The organism is Pseudobythopirellula maris (assembly GCF_007859945.1).
Taxonomy (GTDB): Bacteria; Planctomycetota; Planctomycetia; order Pirellulales; family Lacipirellulaceae; genus Pseudobythopirellula; species Pseudobythopirellula maris.
This window is the reverse complement of record NZ_SJPQ01000001.1, coordinates 677,228-703,044: the sequence shown is the minus strand read 5'-3', so window position 1 is coordinate 703,044 and position 25,817 is coordinate 677,228. Positions and strand designations below refer to the sequence as shown.

The following is a 25,817-nucleotide window of genomic DNA, read 5'->3' as shown; positions in this document are numbered from 1 at the left end:
CACCCGTCGCCCACCCCTTCTGCTGCCCCCCATGACCCACGCCGTCGCCCTCCAACACGACGGGAAGACCTTGCGCGGCGCGGTCGTCGAATCCCGTCCGGGCGGTTATGTCTTGGCCGAGCGGTTCGAGATCGCCGGCGCCCAGGCCAAGCAGCTGGGCGAAGAACTCGCCCGCCGTGTCCCCGCCGTTCGCAAGGCGAAGGGCTCGCGGGCAGGTTGCAAGCTCGTGGCGCTCGCCGCTGTCGACAAGCTGCGGGTGCGGCCGCTGACCCTGCCCGCCGCTCCTGAGAGTGAGCTGCCCGACTTGGTGGCGATGCAGATGCAACGCGAGCTATCGGGCGAGGCCGACACGGCGGTCGTCGATTTTGCTCCGCTGCAAGGGGCGGCCGACATGCCGTGGCGCGTGATCGCGGTCGCTTGCCCGCAGGCCGAGATCGGGTTCTGGGAAGACCTCGCCGAGGCCGCCGGCGCCTCGCTCGAGGGGCTCGTGGTGCGCGGCCTGGCGGCGGCGTCGCTCGTGGGGCGGCTTGCGCAGGGCGAGCAGCCCACGCCGCGACTCATAGCGGCCGGCGCCGGCGAGGAGCTCGACATGGTCGTGCTGCAGGGCGCGAGCGCCTCGCCGTGGGTCCTCCGCTCCGGTCGGTTGGTTTCCGACGACCCCGCCGGGGTGATCAACACCTTGCGACGCACGGCCGTGGCGGCCCAGGCCGAGGTGGGGGCGTCGATCGCCGCGGTCGTCCACGCCGGTTTGCCTGCGGGAGTGCAACGCGACGAGCTCGAGAAGCTCGCCCCCTCCACGCACGACGCCTTGGCCGGCGGCGCGCTCGACGGGCTCGTCTCGGGCATGGGATCGGACGCGAGCGACCTGGCGCAGTGTGGCGCCGCGCTCGACGCGCTCGGCGGCGCCCGCCCGTCGATCGACTTGGCGCACCCGAAGAAAACCCTCGAGCAGCAAGGCTCGTCGCGTTCACGGTGGCTGCTGGCCGCGGCCGCCGCCGTGGTGTTGCTCGCCGTGGGGTGGACCGCCTACATCCGGCTCGCGACGCTCGACGCCGAGATCGCACAAACCAACAGCGACATCGCCGACGCCCGTGCGGCGATCGAGGATTTCGACCCTTACCGCCGCCAAGCGGAAGAGATCGAGCGCTGGCTCACGACCGACGTGACCTGGCTCGACGAGCTCGAGTTGCTCTCGAGGAGACTTCGTCCCGAGCCGCTCGACGCCGAGGATTACCCGGTTGAGAGCGACGTTCGCGTCACCCGGCTGCTGGCCACGGTGGCGTCCGGCGAGCGTGCTCCCGGCGGGGCGATCGACCTCCACGCGGCGATCCGCTCGGCCTCGACCGCCGAGCTCGAGTCGCGGCTCCGCGACGGCGCCCACCAAGTCGAGCCGGTCTCGATGCAGGAGAACACCGGCGGCGGCGCCTACGGCTACACTTACCAAGTGGTGGTTCGGGTCCCCTCCGAGGCGGACCGCATCGACACGCTCGAGCCGACCAGCAGCCAAGACGCCGCTGATGAGGAGGCGCCGGAATGAGCCCACGCGAACGCAATTTGTTGATCGGCGTCGTGGCGCTGGTGGTGCTGTGGGGCGCGTGGCGTGGCGTGACGAGCTACCGCGACACCCTCGCCAGCAGCCAGGCGCGGCTGTTCGACGCCAGTGAGACGCTGGCCAACGCCCAGTTCCAGGCCGACCTCGCGCAACGCGCCTTGCGGCGATTGGAGCGGTGGCAGGAGCAGTCGCTCGCTTCGGACCCGAACGTCGCCCAGTCGGGCTACCAGGCGTGGCTCATCGGCGCCATCGACCAAGCGGGGCTGACTCTCGACAACGTGAGGCCGACCGGCACGCGTGAGCGGCCAGACGCCTACCGGGTGCTCAACTACTCGGTCATGGCCGAGGGGCCGCTAGACGCCGTGGTTCGGTTCCTCGACACGTTCTACCGGCTCGACGCCCTCCACAAGCTGACGCGCTTGCAGCTCACGCCGCTGGCGTCGAACCGCGTCCGAATGGAGTTGTCGATCGCGGCGCTGATCGTCGACGGCGCTCCGCGCGAAGAGGGCATGCCCGGTGAGAGCGACGACCGGCTGCGTTTCGCCTCGGCCGACCGGTACGTCGAGAGCCTGGACGGCCGCAACCTGTTCACGGCGTACCAGCCGCCCGCCCCGCCGCGTGAGGAACCGGCCCCGCGTGAGCGGCGCCCCGATCCGCCCCCCAAGCCTCCGTTTGACGACGCCGATCAGGCGTTCCTCTCCGGCGTGGTGGGCGCCGGCTCCAGCCTGCAGGCTTGGGTCACGGTGCGGACCACGGGCGAGGTGCTCCGTCTGATGGCGGGCGACGATCTGAGCGTTGGCTTGCTCAAGGGCCGGGTCGACTCCATCACGCCGTTGGGACTGATCTACGAGTCCGAGGGTGAACGCTGGCGCGTGCCGCTGGGCGAATCCCTCCGCGACGGCAAGCGGCTAGGCGCCGTGGACGCCACGTAATAATCCCCCAAAAGAGCCCCAAAAGAGCCGGAGAGCCGGAGAGCGTAAGCTCCCGGAGGGGAACGAACCGGGTTTCTCCCGAAGCTATCACTATCTGCTCTGCCCCCCCAACGGGGTGGTTCGGCCCCGTCGCCTCGGCGCCGCACCTCACTCTTAACGATTCCCCGCCGCTCTCGTGGGGTTTTCATTGGCGAAGTAGAGCGACTTTGCCGATTCTCCTGATAGCGCCGATTGTGCGTGCGCGGCGCGTGCCGTGCGCCGCTCGTGCGTTCGACAGTGCACCGTTCTCTTGCTTGCCTACCCCAACAGCGGCCGTGTCGATGACGAACCCTGGGATGAACGCGAGGCGTTTCGCCTTCTTGGCCGTGCGGTTGCTGGCGTTGCTGGCGGCGTTTGGCCCCGGGCGTGACGCCATGGCTCAGCCTTCGTTCGGCGGCCCCGCCCGTGGGAGCACGGCGGGCCAGCCGGCCGCCTCCACGCTCGAGGCCTACCCGGTTTCGCAAGAACGCCGCGCGACGATCGACCAGTGGCGTCGCGGCTTGCGGGCCCCGCAGCGCGCCGTTTGGGACGAACGCACCGGCCAGCTGTTGCTGTTCGGTCCGCCGGCGGTCCACGCCGAAGCGCGGGCGATGCTCGCCGCTCCGGTCGCGGCGCCCGTCGGCCCGGCTGATCCGAGGCAGGCGACGCGCATGGCGGCGCCGGCCGGCGAGATCAGGTTGCTCACTCTCACTCCCGAGGTGCTTCACCAACGATTGCAAGCGTTGGGCGACCGCCCGGTGCGGGCCTCGTGGGACCGCGATCGCCGCTGGCTTTCGTTCCCCGTGCGACTCGGCCAGGGGGGCGGGGTGAACGTCCACGCCGAGGCGGGCAGCGGCGTCGTGCGTCTTGAAGGCGCCGCCGACGAGGTCGCCGCCTGGCGCACCGTGATCGAATCGATCGACGTCGCCGGTACCCAGCAAGACGCCGCCGTGCGGCTGGTCGCCACCGGCGACGAGCAAGAGGGCCGCGTGCGGCAGGTCTTGCAGATGCTCGAAGAGGGCTCGACTCGCACGCCGGCCATGAACGCCGCCCTCGCCCAACCCGGCCCCAACGACCAAGACGACGCCGGGGACGAAAGCTCGACCCTGCGGCTGGCCGAGAGCGACGGAAACACAGAGAGTGGGGCCGCCGAAGGCGGCGACCTCGCCGAAGAGGAGGGCTCATTACTGGGCCCGGTGCAAACGGTCTTTGTCGACGGCCTGGACGTGATCTTGCTGCGCGGCAACGAGCAAGACGTGGAACGCGTGCAGCGGATTATCGAACAAATCCAAGACCTCAGCGCAACCACGACCCCCGAGATCCGTGTCTACCCATTGCGGAACGTCGACAGCGAGTCGATCGGCCGCGTGCTGGTGAAGGTTTACGCCGAAGCGCTGCAAGAGCGCGCCGGCACGCTGAGCATCACGCCGCTCGCCAAGCCGAACGCGCTCTTGCTGATCGGCCGTGAGGAGAACGTCGACCTGGCGATCGGTCTGGTCGAGCAGCTCGACCTGCCGGTCGAATCGGCCACCGGTTTCGAGGCTTTCCCGCTGAAGAACGCTTCGGCGACCGAGGCGAAGACCCTGATCGACGACTTCCTGGCCCGGCCCGAGGGCGAGGGCGGCGACGACGACGCCGCGGCGAGTCTCGCGCCACGCGCCACCGTCGTGGCCGACGCCCGCAGCAACACGCTGCTGGTGAACGCCGGGCCGCGTGACATGGCGAACATCCGCGAGCTGATCCGCCGCATCGACATCGCCGGCTCGGCCGCCGTGGACGAGGTGCGGGTCTTCCCGCTGAAGAACTCGCTGGCCGAGGAGCTGGCCGAGGTAGTCCGCACGGCGATCACGCCCACGAGCGGCGACGACGACACGGGCCGCGTGGGCGGGCTGAGGCTCAACGCCCCGGCCGGTGCGCTCGGCGACGCCGTCAAGCGACGCCTCGAGACGGGGGTGCTCACCGGCGTGCGGGTGGCGGCCGACAACCGTGCGAACGCCCTGATCGTCACGGCCCCGGCCGACGCGATGGACCTGATCCAAGCCTTGATCGAGCAGCTCGACCGCTCGCCCGACGCCCAGGCGCAGCTCAAGGTGTTCACCGTGGCCAACGGCGACGCCCAGAGCCTCACCGACATGCTCCGCGCCCTGTTCGGCGAGGAAGACGACGAGGAAGGGGGCTTCGGCTCGGGCGGCCTGGTGCGGATGAACTTCTCGGTCGACGAGCGGACCAACAGCATCCTGGCGGCCGGCACGACCGAGGACCTGGCCGTGGTGGAGGCGATCTTGCTGAAGCTCGACGACAGCAAGGTCCGCGAGCGGAACACCGAGGTCTACCGGCTCAAGAACGCCCAGGCCGACGTGGTCGCCGAGGCGATCAACCAGCTGATCCAAACCGAACTGCAGGCCGAGGACGACGCCCAACTGACGATCAGCCCGTTCGAGCGGATCGAACGCGAGGTGGTGGTCGTTCCCGACACCGCGACCAACTTCCTGATCGTCAGCTCCACGCCACGCTACGCCGATCGGATCCGCCGGCTGGTCGACGAACTCGACGAGCGTCCGCCGCTGGTGATGATCCAGGTGATGATCGCCGAGCTGGCGCTCGGCAACACGGACGAGTTCGGCGTTGAGCTCGGCTTGCAGGACTCGCTGCTGTTCGACCGCTCGCTGCTGAGCAACCTGGAAACGGTGAGCACGACCACCCAGACGGCGGGCAACGAGCAGGTCACGACCGAGACGATCGTCGCCGCCGATCTAACTCCCGGCTTCAACTTCAACAACCAGCCGCTCGGCAACGCGGGCAGCGCACAGTCGCTGGCCACGGCCGGCACGGTGGCGGCGCAGGCGTTGTCGAACTTCGCCCTGGGGCGCGTGAACAGCGAGCTCGACTTCGGCGGGTTCGTCTTCTCGGCCAGCAGCAACAGCCTCAACTTCTTGCTGCGGGCCTTGCAGGAGACTCGCCGCCTGGAGGTGCTCAGCCGCCCGCAGATCGTCACGCTCGACGGCACCGAGGGCAACGTGCAGGTCGGCGCCCGCGTGCCGCGCATCACCAGCGTGCAGAACACCGAGCTCGGCCAGACCAACTCGATCGTCTACGAAGACGTCGGCATCATCCTCGGCGTCTTGCCGCGTGTGAGTCCCGACGGGCAAGTCACCATGCTCGTGAACGCCGAGAAGTCGGAAGTCGGCGAGGAGGAGGACGGCATCGCGATCTCGGTCTCGGCCACCGGCCAGGTGATCCGCGCTCCGCAAATCAAGAGCACCCGCGCTCAAACGACCGTCAGCGCCATGTCGGGCCAGACGATCGTGCTGAGCGGTCTGCTCACCAAACGCACGTTCGACGTGCACCGCCGCGTGCCGATCTTGGCCGACATCCCGCTGCTGGGCGACCTGTTCCGCTACGACGGCGTGGAAGAGGCCCGCACCGAGCTCTTGATCATCATGACGCCGCGCGTGATCCGCAACGAGCTCGACGCTGAGATGCTCAAGCAGGTCGAGTCGTCGCGGATGACCTGGGTTTTGGGCGACGTGGTGCAGATGCACGGACCCTCGGGCCTGAGGGGCCGCTGCGACGAATGGGGCGACGGCGACTGCGAGGCGTGCTATCCCTCGCAGATGCCGCTCGAGGGCGAGCTGATGCCGATCGACAGCTACCAGCCGGCGACGCCCACCGAGCCCCAGCCGACGCAGGCGCCCGCCCTCGGCTTCTCGCCGGTGAGCTACGACTCGGCGGTGAGCTCTCAAGAGTCGTCCGCGCCTCGACGCCTGCCGCTGCTTGACGGATCGGCCCCCACCGCCACCCGGCCGTGACCCCCTTACTCGCGAAACACGCATGAAACGCACGCCGCAACTACTCGCCCTGCTCGTCGCATGTCTGCTGTCGGCCGATTGCCAGGCATGGACGTGGTCGTCGAAGGACGATTCGGCCGACAAGCCGTTGAGCCGATCCTCGTCGCCGACGCTCGACCTGGGCAAGAAGATCGCCAAGCTGCCCAAGCCGTGGCCGTGGAACAAGAAAGAAACCGGCCCCCGTGTGGGGACGCCGCGGCGAATCGTCAGCGCGTGGACCGAGACGATCCTCCAGCAGTCGGGGCAGCCCTCGATGCGTGGTTTCGGCGGACGCCTCTTCTTCTACGACGATGAAAAGAAGCCGATCGCTGTCGAGGGGCAGGTGGTGGTGTACGCGTTCGAGGAGACCGGCCGGATCGCCACCGACCACAAGCCGACCCGCCGCTACGTGTTCCCGCCCGCCGAGGTCGCCCGTCGGCAGAGCGAATCGGAGGTGGGCGTTTCATACAACTTCTGGCTCCCCTGGAACGAGGTGGGGGGGCCCACGGCCGACGTGAGCCTGATCGCCCGCTTCGAGCCGCTCCAAGGGGGCACGCTGATCGTGAGCGAATCGACCCGCCACCGCTTGCCGGGCGACGACTTGCTGACGCCCACGCAAGACGAGATGATCGCCCAGCCCAACACCTCGCCCGCCGGGCGTTCGGGGGTGGAGCAGGCGGCGTACTCGCACCAAGCGCCGGTGACACGGGGATCGACGACCATCGGCCCATCGGCCGCAGCGGCGGGCGCCACGCCCAACCGGCTCAAGACCTCCACCATCACGCTGCCGTCGCGCAGTCGCTTCTGAGCTACGGGGCTGGCGGAGTCACTCCGCCCCGGGCGCGGGGACTGCCTCGGCTTCGCCACGCACGGTCAGTTGGTTGACGACCTGCGAAACGCCCGGCTCGATGGCGAGCATCTTCTCGGCGAGCAGCCGCTCGTCAGCCGTGGCCACCTCGCCCGTGAGCACCGCCGTGCGGTCGGTCAGCTCGACGTTCGCGCCGTCGAGGCCGCGCAGCTCGTAACGCTCGGAGACTTCGCCGACCACCATGTCGGCTGCGGGCATGGCCGACGCGGGCGTAGTGAACGCCACGTTGAGCTTCACCCGCACCTGCGGCCGGGGCTGCTCGGCGTTGTTGGCGTCGCCGCGGTTGAGCGCGCTGTTGACCGTGTTCTCAAAGCGGTTCAGGAAGTTGTTAGCGCCTTGGCCCATGCTCTGCATGAGCGACTGCATCGAGTCGCCGCTGCGGCCGATGAACGCCCCTTGGCCGCCGGCGCCGCTCTGGCCCAACCCGCTCTGACCGAAGCCCGATTGGCCAAATCCTGATTGGCCGAAGCCGGACTGACCCAAACCGCCCGACTGGCCGAACCCGGAGGATCCAAAGCCCGACAGGCTCGATCCCGAGGAGCCAAAACCCGACGTTCCAAATCCGCCGCTCGATTGGCCGAAACCGGTGGAGCCGCTCGCGCCGAACCCGCCGCCCGAGCCCGTACGCGACGATTGCCCCCAGCAGCAGGGGGCGACCACCAGGGCCGCGGCGAAAGCGATCGCTCGTAGGGCTTTGATGCTCATGGCGAATGCTGTCATGGGTGGAGTCAGCGGGGGATCCGAAGGGAAGGGGGGAGGCGGCCGGCTCGTTGCTCGCCTCGGCTTTGCCGGGCTGTTATTCTGCTACCTCAGGCGCCGCTTCCGCGGCGGCTAGCGGAGGCCTGTTCTATGATACCACGCGACGGACGGATTCACTCCGCAAGAGCCCCAAGATCGCCCCGGCCGCGGCGAATGGCTGGGGCGTCACGCTCGAACTAGCCTTTCAAACAACCCCAAATACGAGTACCCGATGCCCGCCGCAAGATCGCTCCCCACGCCGTCCCGCCTGGCGACGGCCCTGCTCACGGCCGCCCTGGCGATGGGCGCCCTGGCGCCCCGGGCCCTCGCTCAATCGGGCGAACGGCCCACCGCCATGCGGCTGTTCCCGGCCGAGACGGTCCTGTTCTTCCGCACCGCCGACGCCGGCGAACTGGTCGAGAAGATCAAGGCCTCGTCGATGGGGCAGTTCTTCCAGGACCCCGAGGTCACGCCCTTTTTCGGCGACCTCTACGGCTCGGCGGCCGACGCCTACTCCGAGAAGGCTGAGGAAGAGGTGGGCGCTTCGCTCGGCGAGTTGTTCGACCTGATCCAGGGGGAGATCGCCGTCGGAATGGTGGCCCGTCGCAACGAGCACCCCGCCATCGCGGTGCTCGCCGACCTGCGTGACCGCATGCCGACGGTCGACGCGTTGCTCGAACGGATCGAAGAAGCCTCGATCGCCGGCGGCGGCAGCGTCACACGCGAAGAGCTCCGCGGCGAGGAGGTGCTCGTCTTCCGCAAAGGCGACGACACGGGGCGGATGGTTGGCGTCGTGCGCCGCGGCGGAGTGCTTGTGGCCTCGACCGACAGCAACATCCTCACGTCGATGCTCGCCCGCTGGGACGGCGTCGACCTCGCGGCCTTGGCCGACCAGGCCGAAGAGACTGCCGAAGCCGGCACGCGTCGCCGGCGCGAGCAGTTCACCGAGAGCCTGGCCGAGAACCGGGGGTTCTCCGACTCGCTGGCCGAGTGCGTCGAAGGGCAGAGCGAGCCGCCCCACGCGATCGTGTTCGCCGACCCGGTGGGGATCGTCAAAGCCATGGCCCAAAAGAACACCGGGCTGCGCTTCGCCCTGGCCACGTTCCCGTTGCTCGGTCTCGACAAGATCGAGGGGGCGTCGATGGCCAGCTGGTACAAGGTCGACAGTTGGGAGTCGCTCGTCCGGGGCCACCTGCTGGTCGCCGCCCCGCGGTCGGGGATCCTCAAGATCTTGCGTCTCGAGCCGTGCGACACCACGCCGCCCAACTTCATCAGCGACCAGATCGAGACCTGCATCACGTTCAGGCTCGACCCCGAAAGGATCTTTTCGCAGGCGGCCCAGTTGTCGGACAAGATCCGCGGCGAGGGGCAGTTCCGTGAGATGGTCGATAAGAACTTCTCGGGCAAGATCGGCGCCGATCTCGAGAACGAGATCCTCCCGCAGCTCACCGGTCGCGTGGTCTGGTGGACCAGCTACGGCGCCACCTCGGGGCACGAGTCGCGGTACCCCGGCGGCCGCAACAGCGTGGCGCTCGAACTCACCGACCCCGAGGCGGCCCGCGCGTTGCTTGAACGGATGATCGAACCGCACCTCGAGCACTTCGAGGACCGCGAGATGGGGGGCGTCGACTACCGCGCCTTGGTGGTGGGCCGGATGCGCGACCTCCCGCCCGAGGAGCGTCCCTTCTCGCCCACCTTGGGGATCATCGACAACTGGTTCGTCTCCACCCAAACCGAAAGCCAGTTCAACCGCGCGATCGAGGCGAACCAGGGGACCGCCCCGCGGCTGCGCGACGAGATCGCCTTCCGGCTGATGGACTCGCGGCTGGGCCGCTTGCAGGGGCGTCGCGGCGCCGACGACACCTCGGCGATGCTGACCTACTCCGACCCGACCAAGGGCTTCCGTTATTGGCTCGAACTGGCGTCGAACGAGGATAACATCGACAAGCTCCGCGACATGGCCGAGGGGCAGCCGCTCTTCAAGGCGCTCCTCGGTGCGATCGACCGCAACGGTGTGCCGCCGGCCGACATCGTCAACCGCTACATGAAACCGAGCGGCTCGGTCATCTACGACACGCCGACCGGATTCCGCCTGATCGGCTTTGAGATCAAGGGAAGCGAACGCTGATCGGCGGGGGCGTCAGGTCGCGTCGCCCGGTTTCCCCTCGCCGGAGTCCGCGGCGTCTCCGTCGGCCGGGCCGTCTGCTGCTTCTGCAGCGGGGGGGACGGGCGACAGCGTCGGCGGCGCCGATCGCACGTGCAGGTCGAGCTGCGGGAAGGCGATCTCGATCCCCTCGCGGCGGAACGCCTTGTCGATCTCGCTGTGCAGGTGGTGGATCACCTCCAGCCGGTTCTCGAGCGATGGCAGGTAGGTCCGCATCACGAAGCTCAGCGAGCTGTCGCCGAAGCCCTCGAAGGTCACGATCGTCGGCGGGTCTTTGAGGATCAATGGGTGCTTGTTGGCCACCTCGAGCAGCAGCTCGCGGGCGCGGTCGGTGTCGGCGCCGTAGGCGACTCCCACGTTCACCACGATGCGATTGATCTGGTCCGAGAGGGTCCAGTTCAGCACCCGGCCGGTGATGAACTCCTTGTTGGGGATGATGTAGTCCTTGCGGTCCCAGTTGGTGATCGAGGTGGCGCGGATGCGGATGCGCGAGACCACGCCCGTCACGTCGTCGATCGTCACCACGTCGCCCACGCGGATCGGCCGCTCGATGAGGATGATGAGCCCCGAGACGAAGTTGGCGAACATCTCCTGCAGGCCGAAAGCCAAGCCAAACGTCAGGGCCGTGACCAGCCACTGGATCTGCGACCAGCGTAGGCCGATCGTCGAGAAGGCGATGATCACTCCCACCAGCACGATGATGTAACTCACCAGCGTGGTGATGGCGTAACGGACCGACGCGTCGAACGGCAGTTGCCTGAGGACCGACATCTCCAGGAGCCCGGGCCCGTTGCGCGCGAGCACGAACGTGACGAACGCCACGAGGATGGCGGCCGCCAAGTCCGAGACCGCAACCACGGTCTTGTCGCCAGCCTGATAGCCGCGCGCGGTCGCCGGCATCGGCATCGGGGCGCCCGGCGTGAGGCTTGGCTCCGATTCGGCCGAATCGGCGGGTGCGGCCGCCACGGGGTAGTCCGATCCGGTGGTCCACAGCACGTACTCGTCCAGCCGGCTCAGCGCGGGCAGCACCGGCGACCAGATAAGCCACATACCGACCAGCGACACGGCGTAGAGCCCGGTCGACAACAGACGCATCGCCTGCACGTTCTGGGCGGTGATGTCCGACGTGGGGTCTTCGGCCACGATGCCGGCGATGTTGGAGCCCGCCTCCTGCTGGTCGGCGGCCCGCTTGCGGGCCTGTTCCATGCTCAGGAAGCGGCGTCGCAACAGCAGCATGCGGAAAAGCACGGCCCGCGAGACGACCAGCACCATCGCGAAGAAGCAGGTTACGAACAGCCGCCAAGCCAAGACCTTGGCCGTGTAGTAGTAGCCCCAGATCGCGAGAGTGGCGAGCAGCAGCGGCAAGCCGACACAAGCCGTGATCCAGAAGTGTCGGAGGCGGTTGATCCAGCCCTCCTGCCGATGCTTTAGGTACTCGCGCACCACGCCGCTGGGCCGCAGCAGGCGGTAGATCAGCGTAGCGACGATCACCATGCCGACGAAGAAAGAGCAGCGTTCCAGCGCGCCGCGGCTGTGGCTGGGGTCGCTCGCCATGATCGTGGCCGTGACGAAGGCGAACGGCCCGCCCATGGTGAGGAACCAACGCAGCTCCTTGCGGATCTGTTTGGTGTTCCCCTCGTTCCAGCCGAAGTGGGCCTCGCCCAGCCCACGCGGCCGGCAGACTTGGCGGAAGAACTCGAGCGGCGCCGCGAGCGCGCTGAGGTAAAGCAACCCGACGCCGACCGCCCTGGTGAAGGGCGACCCGAGCGCCGCCTCGCTTAGCCGCCAGCCCAGGAACACCCCGACTAGCGGCCAGAGCATCGCCACCACCGCCGTGAGGGCCAGGGCGCGGGCGGTCGGTTCGAGCGATCGGCAGGTCGATTTCTGCGCCTGCACGCCCGCATCGAGCACGGCCCGGCGGTGGTTGCGACGGCGCGCTAGCAGCACGACGAACACCAACCCCGCCGTGCAGTAGAGCGCCCAGTTGCGGCTCGTGTCGGCAAGCAGCCGCTTCGTCAACTCGGACCACTTGAGCGGGCTGAGGAGCCACGCGTCGGACTCGTCTAGCCCCTCGTCGAGCGACAGCAGCCGCCCGCTGCGGATCCACAGCACGCGTTCGTCGATGAACCGCTCGTACTCCTCGGCGAGCTTGACCAGCCGCAAGTCGGTTATGTTCAGGTCAACCAGCGTGTCGAAGTATTGGCTCGTGTTGTAGATCAGCGTGTCGAGATACTCGCGTTTCTTCTCTAGCAGCTCTTGAGAGGCGGCCTCGAACTCGGCGCCGGCGGCGTCTTGCGTGTCCGAGTCGGCCAGCGATCCGTTCGAACGGGACCCCAGGGCGGCCAGGTCGTCGCGTTCCTCCTCGTACTCGAAGAGTTCGTACTGGATCTCGTTGATAATCGACTGCCGGCTCGCCACGGCGGCGCGGAGCTCGCTCACCTCGGGCAACGCCGTACGCTGCTTGCGCAGCAGCGCGCCGATCGAGCTGGTCAGCCCGACCTGCTCCTCCTTTTCGTGGGTCCGCTCGTACTGCTGGCGAAACTCGTCAAGCACGGCCGTCGTGGCCTTCAGCTCGCTCTTGGCCAACGCGAGCGAGTCGACCACCTCTTTGGAGGTCTCGGTCAGTTGCTGGTTTCGCTCGGCCAGGCTGCGCAGCATCGGATCGACGGCCACGGCGCTCTCGCGGGCCTCACGCACCGAACGCGCGGCGTCGGCCTCGCGCTCGCTGTTCACTCGCTCCTGCAGCATGGCGATCCGCTTCTCGGTGAATCCGGCCTGCAGGGTCGTCAGGTCGACGCCCAGCCGCACCAGGCCGGCCGCCTCCTCGGCGTCGTACTTCAAGAGTTCGCGTTCGAGGGTGGGCAGCTCCTCCTCGGCCGATTTCGTGCGGGCCTCGACGAGCGCCCGACGGGCCATCGTCACGGGCCCCGGCTCGGACGCGGAAAGCTGGGTCTTCTCGTTCTGCAGATCGGTGAGCAGCTCCTCGAGGGCGACTGTCCGGGCGCGGATCTCCTTGCGCCGTTGGACCCGGGTTTGCGACTCGGCGGCGGCGGCCGTGCGGGCCTTCTTGCGGTTGGCCAGGGTCAGCTCGAGCTTGGCGAGTTGCTGCTCCAAGTCGGTGAGCGAGCCGTCGCTCTCGATGGTCGGCTCCTTGGACTTGAGCTCCTCGATCTTCTGCTTGGCCTCTTCGGCCCGAGCCATGGCGGATTGGGCGTCGGCGGCGAAGCTCTCGCCCCGGGAGGCGTGGGCGGCGGCCGCCTGCAACTCGGCCAGCGCCGACCGGTAGACACCCGCGACCTGCTTGCGGGTCTCTTCGTCGAGTGCGGCGTTCTGCTCGGCTTCGGCAACGAGCTGTTCGAGCCGATCGACCGTGATCCCAGAGTCGTCTGCCGCGGCTGACGGCAACGGGGCCGTCTCGGCGGAAGGCTCCTGTCCCTGCGCCACCCGTGGCGCGGCGCCCCACGACAGCCCCACGACGACGAGCACAGCGGCGTAAAGCCACACGGCGCCCCCTCGAATGACGGCGTTTAGCCAATCTGCGACCCACCCTGGTCTCATACGCTTGCTCTTCCCGAATGCAAAAACCGAGTGCAAAGATGCATGTGCGGGCGCCAAACTCACTGCGGCGGACCCGTCTGACTCACAAAAGTAAGCGGTATGGGGCGTTGTCGCCAGCGCTGAACCAACCTTAGCGCAAACCCCTTGGCGTCGGTCGAGGGCTCGCCAACGGGCAGATTTCTGGTCGCAAGGCGACCACTTGGGTTAGGTAGCCGCCAGGCCTGGCAGATTGGGGGTGCTGTTTCCCAGCGATCCAAGGCCCGCCGCCGGGCTGGCACAGCGGTTGCTTTAGTGAGAACCAGTTGATGCCTCAGAGCGGCTATTGCTAGCGGCTGCCTGGGGTGACCTACGATTCACTGAGCCGAAACACGAGCCGGAGAGGGGCGGCGCCGCCGTCTCTTGAGATCCGACCCATTCCACTTTTCTGGGAGAAATAGCATGTCCTTGTTCCACCGTTACGCTGTCGCGTTGTTCCTTGCTGCCGGCGTTGGGTTGGTGAGCGGTTGCCAGCAGGGCGACACCTACACCACCGAGAAGCCGGTCATCGAGGACGACGCGTCGGACGTTGAGATCGACGGCGAGCGAGACGAAGCGCTGCTCGAAGACGCCGACGAGTCGGTCCGCGAGCCGGTCGACAACCTCACGCCCGACGAAGAGAAGGTCGACATCCGCACGCCGCTCGGTGACGTGCAAGTGGGTGAAGACCCGCTGACGGGCGACACCAACGTGAACGTCGACTCCGAGTGATCGGTCGATCATCCATTCGCGTAACGACGCCATCGGCGTGCAGACTGTTCTAGTTGCAACGGTCCCGAGGAGACCCTCCTCGGGGCCGTTTTTTTTATGCGCTCGCAGCGAGCTGGTAAGAACGTGGTGTTCGAGTTGCGTTCTGGATGACCACTCTGCGTGCTTCGCGCCCGGTCGGTGAAGAGCTGGCGATCCGAAATGCGTGATGTCGCCGCCAATGAGGCGTATCTTCCGCAGCGATCGGCTTTGGCAAGGCAATTGCACTACTCACTCTTGTCGCTCAACGCGGCGACCTCACAGAACATTATCGTGTTCACTAATTACTCAAGATACTCAAGGAGAACAAACATGGCCGCCAACGCTGGTGTAGAACCGCTCGACCCTGTCAAGCTCTTGCTCGCCATCTTCCTGCCGCCCGTAGGCGTGGCGATGGAGGTTGGTCTCGGAATGCACTTCTGGATCAACATCGTGCTCACGCTGTTCGGCTTTATCCCGGGCATCGTCCATGCGGTCTACGTGATCTTCTCTCGTTGATCGCGGATAGCGGGGGCCGATTGCATGGCCCTCGCTTGAAATGCCTTACAGCTCAAGCCTAGAGACCTGGAACAAAGTGGCGTACTCGCCCGGCTGATTGCCGTGGCCATCAAAGAAAAGCCCCCCGCGTGCGAGCAAACGGCGGGTATACGACTAACCTTGTAAGGAGGCCCCTATGACTACCGCCAACGCCGTTGTTGGACTGAAGGACGAAACGCTCAGCAAACTCCGTGAGCTACGCCGGCTCAACGTCGACTCGGCGAAAGGTTTTGAGGAGTGTGCGGCGATCGTGAAGAACCCGACCCTCAAAGACGCTTTCACCGGCATCGCGCGCGACCGTCGCGAGCAGGCCGAAGTGCTGGCCACTCAGATCGAGTGGAACGATGGCCCCGAAGAGGAAGACGGCAGCTACCTGGCCGCCGCCCACCGGGCGTGGCTCAGCGTTCGCGACGCGTGCACCAGCGACAGCATGGGCACGGCACTCGAAGAGGCCGAGCGCGGCGAGGACGTCATCAAAGACGCCTACGAAGAGGCGCTCAAGGACGTGGTTGGCACCCCCGCCCACGACCTCATCGCCCAGCAGCACGAATCGGTCAAGCGGATCCACGACAAGGTCCGTGACCTGCGCGATCAGCACCGTGCAGGCAGCTGAACCTAGTATTTTGCCACAGGCAGACTGCAAAACAAAAGCCGCTGGGCTCTTGAGCCCAGCGGCTTTTTTGCGTAGCTAAGTTCGTGCTGTTGTCGCAAGTTGCTCGCAGACGGGGTTTATAGAAAAACCGGCGCCCGTATGGGCGCCGGCGTTCGCCAGGCGGGTTGCTAACTTTTCAGTCGAGGTTGACCTTAGCGTGCATGTCCTCCGGGAGTTCCGGAGTCTCACCTTTCCAATAAGCGCGGCCGGCCTCGATGGCGTATGTGAGGCCGCGAAAGCCGCCCTGGTCCCAGAACTGGCCGTCCGTCGCCTTCACACGCAGAAGCACCAAGGTGGGGTCGTCCGGGCCGTTAGGGAACCACACCCGCCAGCTTTCGTTCCACAGTTCTTGCACCTTGGAGCGATCGCGCACGAGCGAAGCCGCGCCGTTGACCGTGAGGTAGCGGCCCGAGTCCTGGAAGACGACCAGTACACGGCTGTCTTCTTTGACGTCGTCGACTTTGGCCGATTCCGAGCCGGTCACAAACCACAAGTCACAGTCGTCGTCGATTTGGCAGACCTGCATGGGTCGTCCGATCATCGGGCCATCGCCGCCCTGCGTGACAAGCACGCCGTCGGTGAATCCTTCGAGCAGGTGGTGAAACTTCTTGTGCAGATCGTCAGCCATGTTGATCGCTCCTGAATCAGTGTGCTTGTGGCGCCCGTATTGGCGATTGATTAAGCCAATCAGGGGAGCAATCGGCGCGCCTGATTTGGCTTGTTTGCTTGTGGATACACGCTGCTGCGGATAAACGAACCGTTTTAGGCGCGAGGATTGCACTTCAACCCTTCTACGTTAACCCATCACAATCCCTGTCTCAGCAGCATTGAGAACGAGTAGCGTTTCGCACGCCATGTTGTTCTCCGCCTGAGCGGGATCACGAAGAAGCGGAGGCCCCACAATGAACGCCGACAGCAAGCAGCCGGTAGATACCACCAGCGTTGACAGTCAAAACCTTGTGGGCGTGAGCCCCGGCGAGGCTAGCTTCGCCGCTCGCGCCACTAGTCCCGACACGGCCCAGCCGCAAACCGTTGCCGGGGCCCAAGCGGTGAAAAAGCGTCACCACGACGCCAAGGTTGAGAGCGACAGCCACAAGCAAAACGAAGAGACGCTCGAAGTTGAGGCGATGCGGATGGAATCCGAACTCGCCGAGGAGGAGCACAGGCCCGGCATGGTCGCCGTGTACGCCGACCGCCCCGAGGCCGATGTCGCTAGTCGGCGTGTGCGGCTCGACCGTGTCGCCGCGAACGACGTGGTCGTGATCAACGATCCCGACTCGCTCACCGCGAAGATGCTCGCCCCCACCGAACCGCAACCGTCCCGCAACCGATCCATCATGCAGGGCGTTATAGTCGGAGCGTGTCTCGGGGCGCTCGCGGGTCTTGGCCTCCACCAGGGCTACGAGGCGAGTTACGGCAGCGCCATGTTCGCGCTGTGCGTTGGCGCCGTGCTCGGCGTGTTGGCAGGGTCGACGGTGACCGGCTTGTTCATGCCGCCCTATCGCGACGACACGCTCCGCAACCTCAGGTGGCACCTGCGTCGCGGCCACGCGTTGTTGGTCGCCACGGGCGACGAGAAGCAACTCGAGCGTGCCCGCGGCATCATCAGCAAGACCCAGCCGCTCGAGGTTCTCAACCCCTCAGGAACGGGCAGCAGCGTCAGCCGCGCGTGACCACCGCGTGATGGGGCTGCAACAGGAAACCGTCACAACTCGGGCCGCCGGCGTGGGAGTCGAGAACCACCACGCCCGGCGGCTCGAATTTTACAGGGGCAGACTCTCTGTCGAGCGGCGTGAGCCTCGCGAGAATCGTAGCGGCGCCGCCCTGCGGGCCTTCGTACACGATCGTAAACAAATCGAGGCCGGAGTCGTGTGACACCCGCATCCGATCGGCCGCCAGCCAACCCTCGGCCACGCCCAGTTTGCGAAATGCAATCAGTTGCCGATACCACTGCCGCACGGCCGGATCGTGGGGCGAGTCGCCGCCGGGAGCTGTGCCGCCGCAATTGGCGAGCCGGAACGCCTCGGGGTGCGAGGGGGCGATCGAACCGCTCCAATCGTGCTGCGGATACTCCTCACGCCGGCCGTGGTCGACCGCTTGTCGGAGCGCCGAGTCTTCGAAGTCGGCGAAAAAAAGGAACGGCGCCTCCGCCGCGCATTCCTCACCCATAAAGACCAGCGGGATCCCAGGGGACAGCAGCGTCAGCGCGGCGGCGGCCTTCTTGAAGGCTGTCGACGTGAGCTGATGCACTCGCATACCCGCCGGGTGATTGCCGACCGCATCGTGCGTTTGCAGCGCCACGACCAACGAGCTGCGCCAGTCGTGGTCCGACCAGTCGCGGCCGCGCCGCGCGTGCTCTCCGGGGGCGGTCCGCACCGGCGGTCGGTCGGAGTAAACGTACCCATGCCTCAGCGAAGCCACCAAGTCGCCCGAGCCGCCGTAAGGCTTGTCGGTGAGCTCCAGATGGGGCAACGCCTGCGAGTGGATCGCGTGCATCAGGCAGTCGCACCATATCGCGTCGTACGGCTCACGGCGCCGGGGCGGCGACGTCTCGGTTTCTTCGAGCGTCTTGCCCTTCAGCAACTCGGCGTCGTACAGGTTCGACTCGGCAATAAGGTGGACGGTCCGACCTGCCGCGGCGGCGAAACGCGAAGTCGCCTCACGGATTTCGTCGAGGATCGTCCATGCGCTCGTGTCGGTCATGAAGAAGACCGCGTCGAGACGCAACCCGTCGAGGTGGTACTCGCGGAGCCATTCGAGGGCGTTCTCCACCACGAACCGCCGCACCTGTTCGCACTGCGGGCCGTCGTAGTTGAAGCTCTCGCCCCAAGGCGTGCTGCGGTCGGGGGTGAAATACGGTCCGAACTCGGCCAGGTAATTCCCTTCGGGACCGAGGTGGTTGTAGACCACGTCGAGCAGCACGGCGAGGCCGGCCGCGTGGCAGGCGTCGACCAATTGCTTGAGCCCCTCCGGGCCGCCGTAAGTGTTGCGCGGGGCGTAGAGCGACACGCCGTCGTACCCCCAGTTCCAGCGGCCGGGCGTCTGCGCGACCGGCATCAGTTCGATCGCCGTGAAGCCGAGCTCCACGAGCTCCGCCAGCCGCCCGATCGCCGACGCGAACGTCCCTTCTGCAGTGAACGCGCCAACGTGCAGCTCGTAGATCACGAGATTGCGCTTGGCGACGCCGCGCCAAGCGGCGTCGGTCCAACCAAACGACGCGTGGTCGATCACCGCCGACAAGCCGTGCACGCCGTTGGGCTGATGCCGCGAAACGGGGTCGGGTCGCAGCGGGCCGCCATCGAGGCGGTAGCCGTAGAGCGCGCCGGGCGGGGTTTGCGCTACGGAGGCTTGGAAGAAGCCCTGCTCGTCGCATTCGAGCAGGGCGACGCGTGGCGCTCTCTCGCCCCCACCGGCGCCTTCGATCACCACCTCGACTCGCTCGCAACGCGGCGCCCAAACACGAAAGTGCGTCGAGCCGTCGTCGAGGGGAGTGGCGCCAAAGCGCGAGCGAACGGGTTCGGTCGATCCTTCGGCCGACGGTTTCATGCCTTTACTCAGGTAGCGGTGGGGGGCGGGCGAGGCCTCCCGTGCGCGGGGGGGCCGACTCGGCCTAATCTAACGGCGTGGTGGGCGGGGGCAACCGCCAGCACGCACTCGACCCTGACTGTACGCGGCTCGCCACGCAGAACGCTCCCTAAACTTCGGCGTAGTTCTTGGCGTGCAGCACGCCGTAGTGCGAGAGCCCGTCGATGATCCCGCCCGCCGAAGGGCGGTCGGCGATGTAAACACGGTCCGACTTGTTGCGTCGCCAGGCGGCCACTTGGTCGTCGTGGTTCGACACGACGATGCCTGCCGTGGCGCCCTTGAGCATGTCGATGTCGTTGCCCGAGTCGCCGGCCGTCAGCACGCGGTCGATCGGCACTCCCCACTTGTTGGCCACGTAGTGGACCGCCTTGCCCTTCGACGCCCGCAGCGGCAGCACGTCGATGTACGTGCCGTGCGAGAAGACCAGCGAGTAGCCGAGCCGCACGCTGTCGAGCGATTCGCGGACCAGCCGGATCGCCTCTTCGGCCGCCACGCCCTCGTCGAGGTCGTAGCTCACCTTGAACTCGCTCTGCGAGCCGACGCCCTCTTGCAGCGACACGAAGCCGAGCGGGTCGAGCGCTTCTCGCACCCGGTCGGGGCGCCATCGCGAACGGAGGTGACTCGCCCAGCCGCGGTCGCTGGCGAAGCGGCGGCCGTAGCTCACCTCGGTGCCGACCGACGAGATGATCACGTCGATCTCTTCGACGCCGTATTCGGCGAGCACCTCTTCGACCAACTCGGGCGAGCGGCCGGTGGCGACGCCAAAGCCGATGCGGTCGCGGTTCTCGTGCAGCAGTTCGAGCAACTGGGCGAGCGCCTCGTCGTCGCCCAGCAGCGTGTTGTCGATGTCGGTGATGAGCAAGTGCTCGACCTCGGCCAGACGGCGGCCGACGCTCGGCCCGCGGCGTCCCGGCGATTGGGCAGGCTCGCGGCCGTCTTGCAGGACCTCTTCGATCGCTTTGAGGTAATGCCGGCAGTGCGTCTCCCAGGCGTAGTGCTTGCGAACCAAGTTCACCCCGTCGCTCGAACGCTGCTCCCACAGCTTGCGATCGGTCAGCGACTGGACCAGGGCGTCGGTCAGCTCAGCGCGGTCGGTCACATCGACCGTGGCTCCGCTGCGGCAGTTCTCGACGATGTCCTGCGGCCCCCCTTCTTGGGTGGCTACAAACGGTAGGCCGACGGCCGTCGCCTCGATCGCCGTGAGCCCGAACAGCTCGATGTAAGCCGTGTTGGCGAAAACCCCGCCGCCCGCCGCCACGAGGCGGTAGAGCTCGGGCACGTCGTACTCCGAGCCGTGGTTCTTGGGGATCGCCATCTTGCCGTACAGGTTGTAGCGGTCCATCGCGAGCAGCATGTCGGTGAGCACTCGCTGCTCGTTCTCGGGCATCGACTCGATGTCCTCGCGGATGCCGGCGAAGATGGCCAGGTTGGCGATCGCCTGCAGCTCTTTGCTCTCGCCGTAAGCGTCGATCAGGGCGCCGATGTTCTTGCGGCGGTCGGGGCGGCAGAGGGCCAAGATCAGCGGCTTCTCGGGCGAGTAGAGGAAGCGGCCCAACTCGTGGTGCATCCGCATGCGGGCCTGCTTGAACCGCTCGTCGATCTCCCCACCAGCGATATCGTACTCGTAGTACGGGAAGAAGCGATCGAGGTCCGTTCCGGGCGGGATCACTTCGACTTTGAGCGTCTCGTCGCGGCGGTAGTCGGCGTACTGCACGTCGCGCTCGTGGCGGGTGCTGGTGACCACCAGGTCGGCGGCGTCGAGGCTCTCCTGCTCCACCGCGATCCGGCGGTCGATCGCGAGCTCGTCGTTCGCTTTCTCGTGGGTCCATCCCTCGCGCAACAGATACTCGAGCTTCGGCTTGCCGAGCGAGTGGCCGGTGTAGACGAACGGCACGCCGAGCGCCGTAGCGACCTCGTTCGCCACGTAGGCCGCGTCCGCGTAGTGGCCGTGCACCACGGTCGGGGTGCGTCCGTCCTTGCGGGTGAAGACGAGCATCTCGTCGACAAACTCGTCGAGGTGCGGCCAGAGCCGCTCCTTACGCATGTAGCGCCCCCCGCCGCACGGCAGACGGACCAGCCGGCAGCCGGGGGCGAGCTCTTCGATCGTCTCGCCGTAGTCCGAAGAGTAACGCTTGTCCTTGATGCGGCGGGTGAACAGGTCGACGCCGTCCACCTCGGGCTGGGCCGCGAGGGTGCGGGCCATCTCGAGCACGTAACGGACTTGGCCGCCGGTGTCGGCGTCGCGTCCCATTTCGATGTTCTCGCCACGCACCAAGCCGTGGACGCTCACTAGCTGAATATACAACGGTCTAGTTCCTCACTCCTGTGACTCGATACGATCCTGCTCGTATCAGATCTCGATCGCGTCTGCCCGCGGACGGTAGACGGTGTGGTAAAGGGTGTGCAGGTAGCGGTCGAGAGCTGGGCGGTTCATCACGTCGGTGTGATTCCAATAAGTATACACGTTTGAGATCCTCAAAAGCGACTCGGCGTGTCGCGCCCACCGGAAGGCCGTTTCTACCCGCTGGATCCCCTCCTCCGAGTAGCGTCGCCATTTCTCGGTGTCGGAGACAATATCGAGCAGCGACTGGGCGAACGCCTCGTGGTCGTTCGGGTCGCGGACCTCGCCGCACTCGCCGTCGAGGATGATCTCGGCCGGCCCGCCGAACGCGGTGCCGACGACGGGCATGCCGCACGCCATCGCCTCGATCACGGTGAGCCCGAAGGTCTCCATCAGGGCGGGTTGGGCGAACACGCTGCGGCGGTCGGCCAAGATGCGGTAGATCTCGCCGGTCTCGGCCTTGTCGAGCCGCGCGGCGGCCCAGCGGATCGAGCCCTCGAGGCTGTGGCGGGCGATCAGCTCGTAGAGCCGGTCGACCTCTTCGAGCTCCTCGGGGTCGCTCGCCTGGTCGCGCTCGTTGATCGAGGTGACCAGCAGCAAATTGGCGTGCTCGCGGAGCTTCTCGCACTTGCCGAACAGGTCGGCCAGCCCGGTGAGATTCTTCACCTTGTCGATCCGCGCCATGGCGAAGACGAACGGCTTGTCGGGCTCGTCGAGGAAGCCGACGCAATTCTCGCCCGGCTCTTGGGTGAGCAACCGCTCGCGCAGGCCGTCGGCCATCGCCTCGACGCGGAGCTCCTCGGCCGTGTTGGGGAAGAAGCACTCCTCGCTGACCCCCGGCGGGACGATGTTGTGACGCGCCCGTCGCGGGTCGAGCCCCGACTCCACGCGGAAGAGCCCGGGCATGGTGAACAGTTGGTATGACTCGAGCATGCCGAGGTCGTGGGGCGTGCCGCCGATCTCGCGGCGGCTGCTCGACACCACGAAGTCGGCCGAGTTGTAGGCGACCAGGTCAGCCGTAAACTGCGCCGAGAAATGGTACTGGTCTTCGAGCTCGGCCCAATGCGAGTCGCTGAACAGGTACTTGCTCTTTTCCAGGGCGTGAACGCAAGCGGCGTGCGTCACGTCGAGGCGCTCGGCCAGAAGGTGCGCGGTGATGTTGCCGTCGCTGTAGTGGCCGACGATCAAGTCGGGCTTGCCGCCCAGCTCGTTGACGACCGCCGCGGTCGATTCCTCGGCGTAACGCTCCAGGTAGGGCCAGATCTTGAAACGCGAGACCCAGTGCGGCGCCACCTCGCCCGCGCCGTCGCGGAACGGGACCCGCACAATCCAGCTGTCGTGCGTGCCGTGGATCTTCTCCAGGGGGTTGTCGCAGGCGGTCCCCTCGGCCTCGGGGATCAGCCGAGTGAGCACCACCACCTTGCCGCGCATGTCGACGCCGCACGACTTGAGGTGGGCGTCGATCGTCCGCTCCAGGGCGCGGGCCTGATCGAGCACGTAAGTGACTTGGCCGCCGGTGTCGGGCTTGCCTAGCACTCCCTCCTGGGCGAACCATCCGTGCGGCGAGACCATCAGCACCGTGCGGGTGATCGGCAAGCGGCTCAGCAGCCGGGCGAAGCGATCGGGGTCGGCCGACTGCATCACGCGGTGCAGCAGCGCCAACGTCTCTGAGACCGTGGCGGCCGTGTCGCCCCAACCCGCCTCGAAGCCGTGCGTGCGCAGCTCGTGGGAGAACGAATGGTAAGCCTGGTCGGCGTCGAGATCATCGACCAGCGAGCGGGCGGCGGCGAGCTCGCTCTTGAAATCCGAGAGCGTGGCGATGTGGTCGTTCAGCAGCAGGTTCGACGCTCCGACGTGCTCGTCACGGAGGAAGTCGAGCAACGCCTCGCGGAACCGCTCGGGGTTCTGATGCATCTGCGCCGAGAGGTGCCGGTTCAGAACGTCGACCCCGTCGCCTACCTCGCTGGGGTCGCTGATCACGGGGAAATTGCGGTAGAAGGGCGAAGTGTCGATCACCAGCCCCAGCCGCGACGCCTCCTCGTTGCCCTGGATCAGCGAGTCTTTAAGCCGCAGGAACTCGCCCGGCGAGATCTCTTCCAACTCCGAGGCCGCCGGGTGGGCGTGGATCAAACGCAGCTTGCCCATCGCGGGCCGCAGCGCGGCGTAAGCCGAGTCGCCCAGCAGGATCACCTCGGAACAACCCCGCAGCAACTTGCGGAGCAACTTCTCGTCGGCCGGTTCAATCGATTGATGCTCAACAAACTCATCCAGCGCGGTAGCGATGCCGTGACCCACCACCAGCGGCTCGCCGGCGGCCTTGAGCGTTGTGAAGAAGCGTTGGATCAGGGCGTAGGGGGGCTGGGCGCCGTACGCGCCGGTGCGCCCGCCTGAGCCGTTGGCCTTGCCGTCAACCGAGTTGACGGCGCCTTCCTTCGTCGTGGCGTCGGAGCTGCTGTTCTTCGCTTTGTCGATCGTGGAAGGCATAAACTACGAATTGCCTCTTATGGAGTTTGGCGGTGATGGAGCCCCTGCCTAAGCAACGAGCCATCCGAAAGAGCAAACCCCATACCACGGCAAGACGCGCATGCCGATCGCGCGGAGTCGGCCAATGAAAGTCTAGCATCCTCGCCCAAGATCCTTGAGGCGATCGCCCCAGCAGAGCAAAGAAGGCCACTTTCCAAGGGGCTTAAGAAACACAGTGCGAACTATCAGGGCGCCAGCCGCCGCACGATCTGGCGCCCGAACGCCAACCAACCTGGGGGCGGGATGACCAGTCCGGTCAGACGCTAAGCCCCGGCTCGCCGCAGCTTTAATTCGGAATCATCGCCAGAGCCGCTTCGAACGCTGCGCCTTCGATCGGCGGCATCGCGCCCGGTTGCGTGGTCGTTGCGGCGGCGTAGCGATTGGCGAACTCGGCGATCTTATTGAGAGACCATCCGCCCAGAAGTCCGACGATCATCGCCGAAGTGAAGGCGTCGCCAGCGCCGACCGTGTCGATCTTTTCGCTGGGCGAAACGCCCGCCGCCTCGGCCGACGAATCGCCCTCGAACAACCGACAGCCTTCGGCCCCGAGGGTCACACAAACGCGTTTGACGCCGTATTTGGATTGGAGCTCTTCGGCGATCGGCTCAGGCTCGGCGATGCCGAGCCCCAAGAGCTGCGCCATCTCGTCCGACTCGCCGCTGCTGAACTTAACGGTGTCGGCCAAGCGGAGTGAGCCGACGAGCGTTTCCGTGTCGTACCACGGCGCCCGCAGGTTCACGTCGAGCACCCGGCGACACCCGCTGGGGGCCAGAGCGAGCGCCCGCTGAATCGCCTCGCGCGCGGCAGGGGTCCGCTGGGCGAGAGTGCCGAAATAGAGCGCGTCGGCGTCCTGCAGGAGCCGATTCTCGTCGACGCCGATCGTGAGATAATCCCACGCCACGTTGGCCGTGATCTCGAAATCAGGGTCGCCGTCGGCGTTATTGCCCACGTGCGCCGTGCCGGTTGGCCGGTCGGGGTCGCGTTGTACGTGGCTCGTGTCGAAGCCTTTGCCCGCGAGGTCTGCGAGCAGTTCTTCGCCAGCCTGATCGGGGCCGATGCGCGTGAGCAACACGCTTTCACAGCCGAGCCGGCTGGTGTGATAAACGACGTTGGCCGGGGCGCCGCCGGCGTGGCGGCCGCGCTCCGAGTGGTCCCAGAGCACCTCGCCGATGCCAACGACCACCGGCCTCTTTGCTTCGTTGGATTGCGTCTCGTTCATCGTCGCAGGCCTCGTTTCAGCGCATTGCGTATGGAGGTTGTCTTCCCGGCGTGCAGCTCAACATGACAGCTCGGCCCACGGATTCCAACCCGAAGAAGCCCAATGTTGGAGCCGGAGCACTTATCGATCTTTCGCAGGCTCAAACTCTAGCTTTGGGCCTGCTCAAGTCGCGCCGCGTAGCGACGCCAGCGCATGGGGGGCTCGTCGGCGTAGTTGGGCACGATCGCAAACATGGCCAGCAGCAGACCCAGCATCAAGTGGTTCTGCGCAGTGGCGGACTCCGGGGCGCCCGTTTCGAGGTAAGCGATGGCGATTAAAAAACCCGAAGCCGCCAGGATCGCCAAGTGGGCGTGCCTGAGCGGCAGCCAACAGGAGAGGCAAGCGCACACGATCACCCAAGTGGCGACCGCCAAGTCGGTGGCCCACAGGGCAGCCTCGGCTTCGCCGCCGCGAAAGATCGCCGGGCTGATCGCCAGCCACAGGCCGAGCATGATTTCGACAGCGCGTGCCCACATGATAA

Annotated in this window: 17 protein-coding genes; 9 read left to right on the top strand and 8 right to left on the bottom strand. The window is 66.7% G+C overall.

Annotated elements, in window-relative coordinates:
- Positions 1-31: 31 nt before the first annotated feature.
- The 4 genes from Mal64_RS02630 (at position 32) to Mal64_RS02615 (ending at position 7,137) form a co-directional block, all read left to right on the top strand.
- Positions 32-1,537: a hypothetical protein gene (locus Mal64_RS02630; protein ID WP_146396632.1), complete on the top strand. Its 1,506-nt coding sequence runs from the start codon at positions 32-34 to the stop codon at positions 1,535-1,537.
- Entirely contained in the window at positions 1,534-2,484 is a 951-nt protein-coding gene (locus Mal64_RS02625) for a hypothetical protein (RefSeq protein ID WP_146396629.1), read from the top strand. The genes Mal64_RS02630 and Mal64_RS02625 overlap by 4 nt, the downstream gene beginning before the upstream one ends.
- A 335-nt stretch (positions 2,485-2,819) precedes the next feature.
- Positions 2,820-6,311 (top strand): secretin N-terminal domain-containing protein, encoded by a 3,492-nt coding sequence (locus Mal64_RS02620; RefSeq protein WP_197525375.1) that lies wholly within the window; start codon positions 2,820-2,822, stop codon positions 6,309-6,311.
- Positions 6,312-6,333: 22 nt separating this feature from the next.
- Positions 6,334-7,137 carry a hypothetical protein gene (locus Mal64_RS02615; RefSeq protein ID WP_146396624.1) on the top strand — a complete coding sequence of 268 codons (804 nt, stop codon included), beginning with the start codon at positions 6,334-6,336 and terminating at the stop codon, positions 7,135-7,137.
- An 18-nt stretch (positions 7,138-7,155) separates the two neighbouring features.
- Here the strand turns inward: Mal64_RS02615 and Mal64_RS02610 are convergent, their stop codons facing one another.
- The gene (locus Mal64_RS02610) at positions 7,156-7,902 is read right to left on the bottom strand and encodes a BON domain-containing protein (RefSeq protein ID WP_146396621.1); all 747 of its coding nucleotides are present in this window, start codon (positions 7,900-7,902) and stop codon (positions 7,156-7,158) included.
- Positions 7,903-8,167: 265 nt separating this feature from the next.
- Here Mal64_RS02610 and Mal64_RS02605 point away from each other — a divergent pair, with 265 nt between their 5' ends.
- Complete coding sequence (locus Mal64_RS02605) at positions 8,168-10,063, top strand: hypothetical protein (RefSeq protein WP_146396618.1); 1,896 nt, start codon at positions 8,168-8,170, stop codon at positions 10,061-10,063.
- A 12-nt stretch (positions 10,064-10,075) separates the two neighbouring features.
- Here Mal64_RS02605 and Mal64_RS02600 read toward each other — a convergent pair whose 3' ends face one another.
- Entirely contained in the window at positions 10,076-13,603 is a 3,528-nt protein-coding gene (locus Mal64_RS02600) for a mechanosensitive ion channel domain-containing protein (RefSeq protein ID WP_197525374.1), read from the bottom strand.
- 492 nt (positions 13,604-14,095) lie between these two features.
- Here Mal64_RS02600 and Mal64_RS02595 point away from each other — a divergent pair, with 492 nt between their 5' ends.
- From Mal64_RS02595 to Mal64_RS02585, 3 genes are all read left to right on the top strand, one after another.
- The gene (locus Mal64_RS02595; RefSeq protein WP_146396612.1) at positions 14,096-14,404 is read left to right on the top strand and encodes a hypothetical protein; all 309 of its coding nucleotides are present in this window, start codon (positions 14,096-14,098) and stop codon (positions 14,402-14,404) included.
- Positions 14,405-14,752: 348 nt separating this feature from the next.
- On the top strand, positions 14,753-14,938 hold the full coding sequence (locus tag Mal64_RS02590) for a YqaE/Pmp3 family membrane protein (RefSeq protein WP_146398700.1): 186 nt from the start codon (positions 14,753-14,755) through the stop codon (positions 14,936-14,938).
- Between the two features lie 175 nt (positions 14,939-15,113).
- Positions 15,114-15,590 carry a PA2169 family four-helix-bundle protein gene (locus tag Mal64_RS02585; protein ID WP_146396609.1) on the top strand — a complete coding sequence of 159 codons (477 nt, stop codon included), beginning with the start codon at positions 15,114-15,116 and terminating at the stop codon, positions 15,588-15,590.
- 175 nt (positions 15,591-15,765) lie between these two features.
- Here the strand turns inward: Mal64_RS02585 and Mal64_RS02580 are convergent, their stop codons facing one another.
- On the bottom strand, positions 15,766-16,257 hold the full coding sequence (locus tag Mal64_RS02580) for a pyridoxamine 5'-phosphate oxidase family protein (RefSeq protein ID WP_146396606.1): 492 nt from the start codon (positions 16,255-16,257) through the stop codon (positions 15,766-15,768).
- A gap of 274 nt (positions 16,258-16,531) precedes the next feature.
- Between Mal64_RS02580 and Mal64_RS02575 the strand changes: the two genes are divergently transcribed.
- Entirely contained in the window at positions 16,532-17,302 is a 771-nt protein-coding gene (locus tag Mal64_RS02575; RefSeq protein ID WP_146396603.1) for a hypothetical protein, read from the top strand.
- On the opposite strand, the gene treZ is transcribed toward Mal64_RS02575, so the two are convergent.
- The 5 genes from treZ to Mal64_RS02550 all read right to left on the bottom strand — a co-directional run bounded on the left by treZ (position 17,289) and on the right by Mal64_RS02550 (position 25,812).
- Complete coding sequence (treZ, locus tag Mal64_RS02570; RefSeq protein WP_146396600.1) at positions 17,289-19,175, bottom strand: malto-oligosyltrehalose trehalohydrolase; 1,887 nt, start codon at positions 19,173-19,175, stop codon at positions 17,289-17,291. The two genes, Mal64_RS02575 and treZ, sit on opposite strands and share 14 nt — an antisense overlap.
- 148 nt (positions 19,176-19,323) lie before the next feature.
- Positions 19,324-21,519, bottom strand: a complete 2,196-nt coding sequence (locus Mal64_RS02565; RefSeq protein WP_146396597.1) for an HAD-IIB family hydrolase — start codon at positions 21,517-21,519, stop codon at positions 19,324-19,326.
- Between the two features lie 45 nt (positions 21,520-21,564).
- On the bottom strand, positions 21,565-24,039 hold the full coding sequence (locus tag Mal64_RS02560) for a sucrose synthase (protein ID WP_146396593.1): 2,475 nt from the start codon (positions 24,037-24,039) through the stop codon (positions 21,565-21,567).
- A 325-nt stretch (positions 24,040-24,364) separates the two neighbouring features.
- Positions 24,365-25,297 carry a carbohydrate kinase family protein gene (locus tag Mal64_RS02555; protein ID WP_146396590.1) on the bottom strand — a complete coding sequence of 311 codons (933 nt, stop codon included), beginning with the start codon at positions 25,295-25,297 and terminating at the stop codon, positions 24,365-24,367.
- Positions 25,298-25,443: 146 nt separating this feature from the next.
- The gene (locus Mal64_RS02550) at positions 25,444-25,812 is read right to left on the bottom strand and encodes an SPW repeat domain-containing protein (RefSeq protein WP_146396587.1); all 369 of its coding nucleotides are present in this window, start codon (positions 25,810-25,812) and stop codon (positions 25,444-25,446) included.
- Positions 25,813-25,817: the final 5 nt, after the last annotated feature.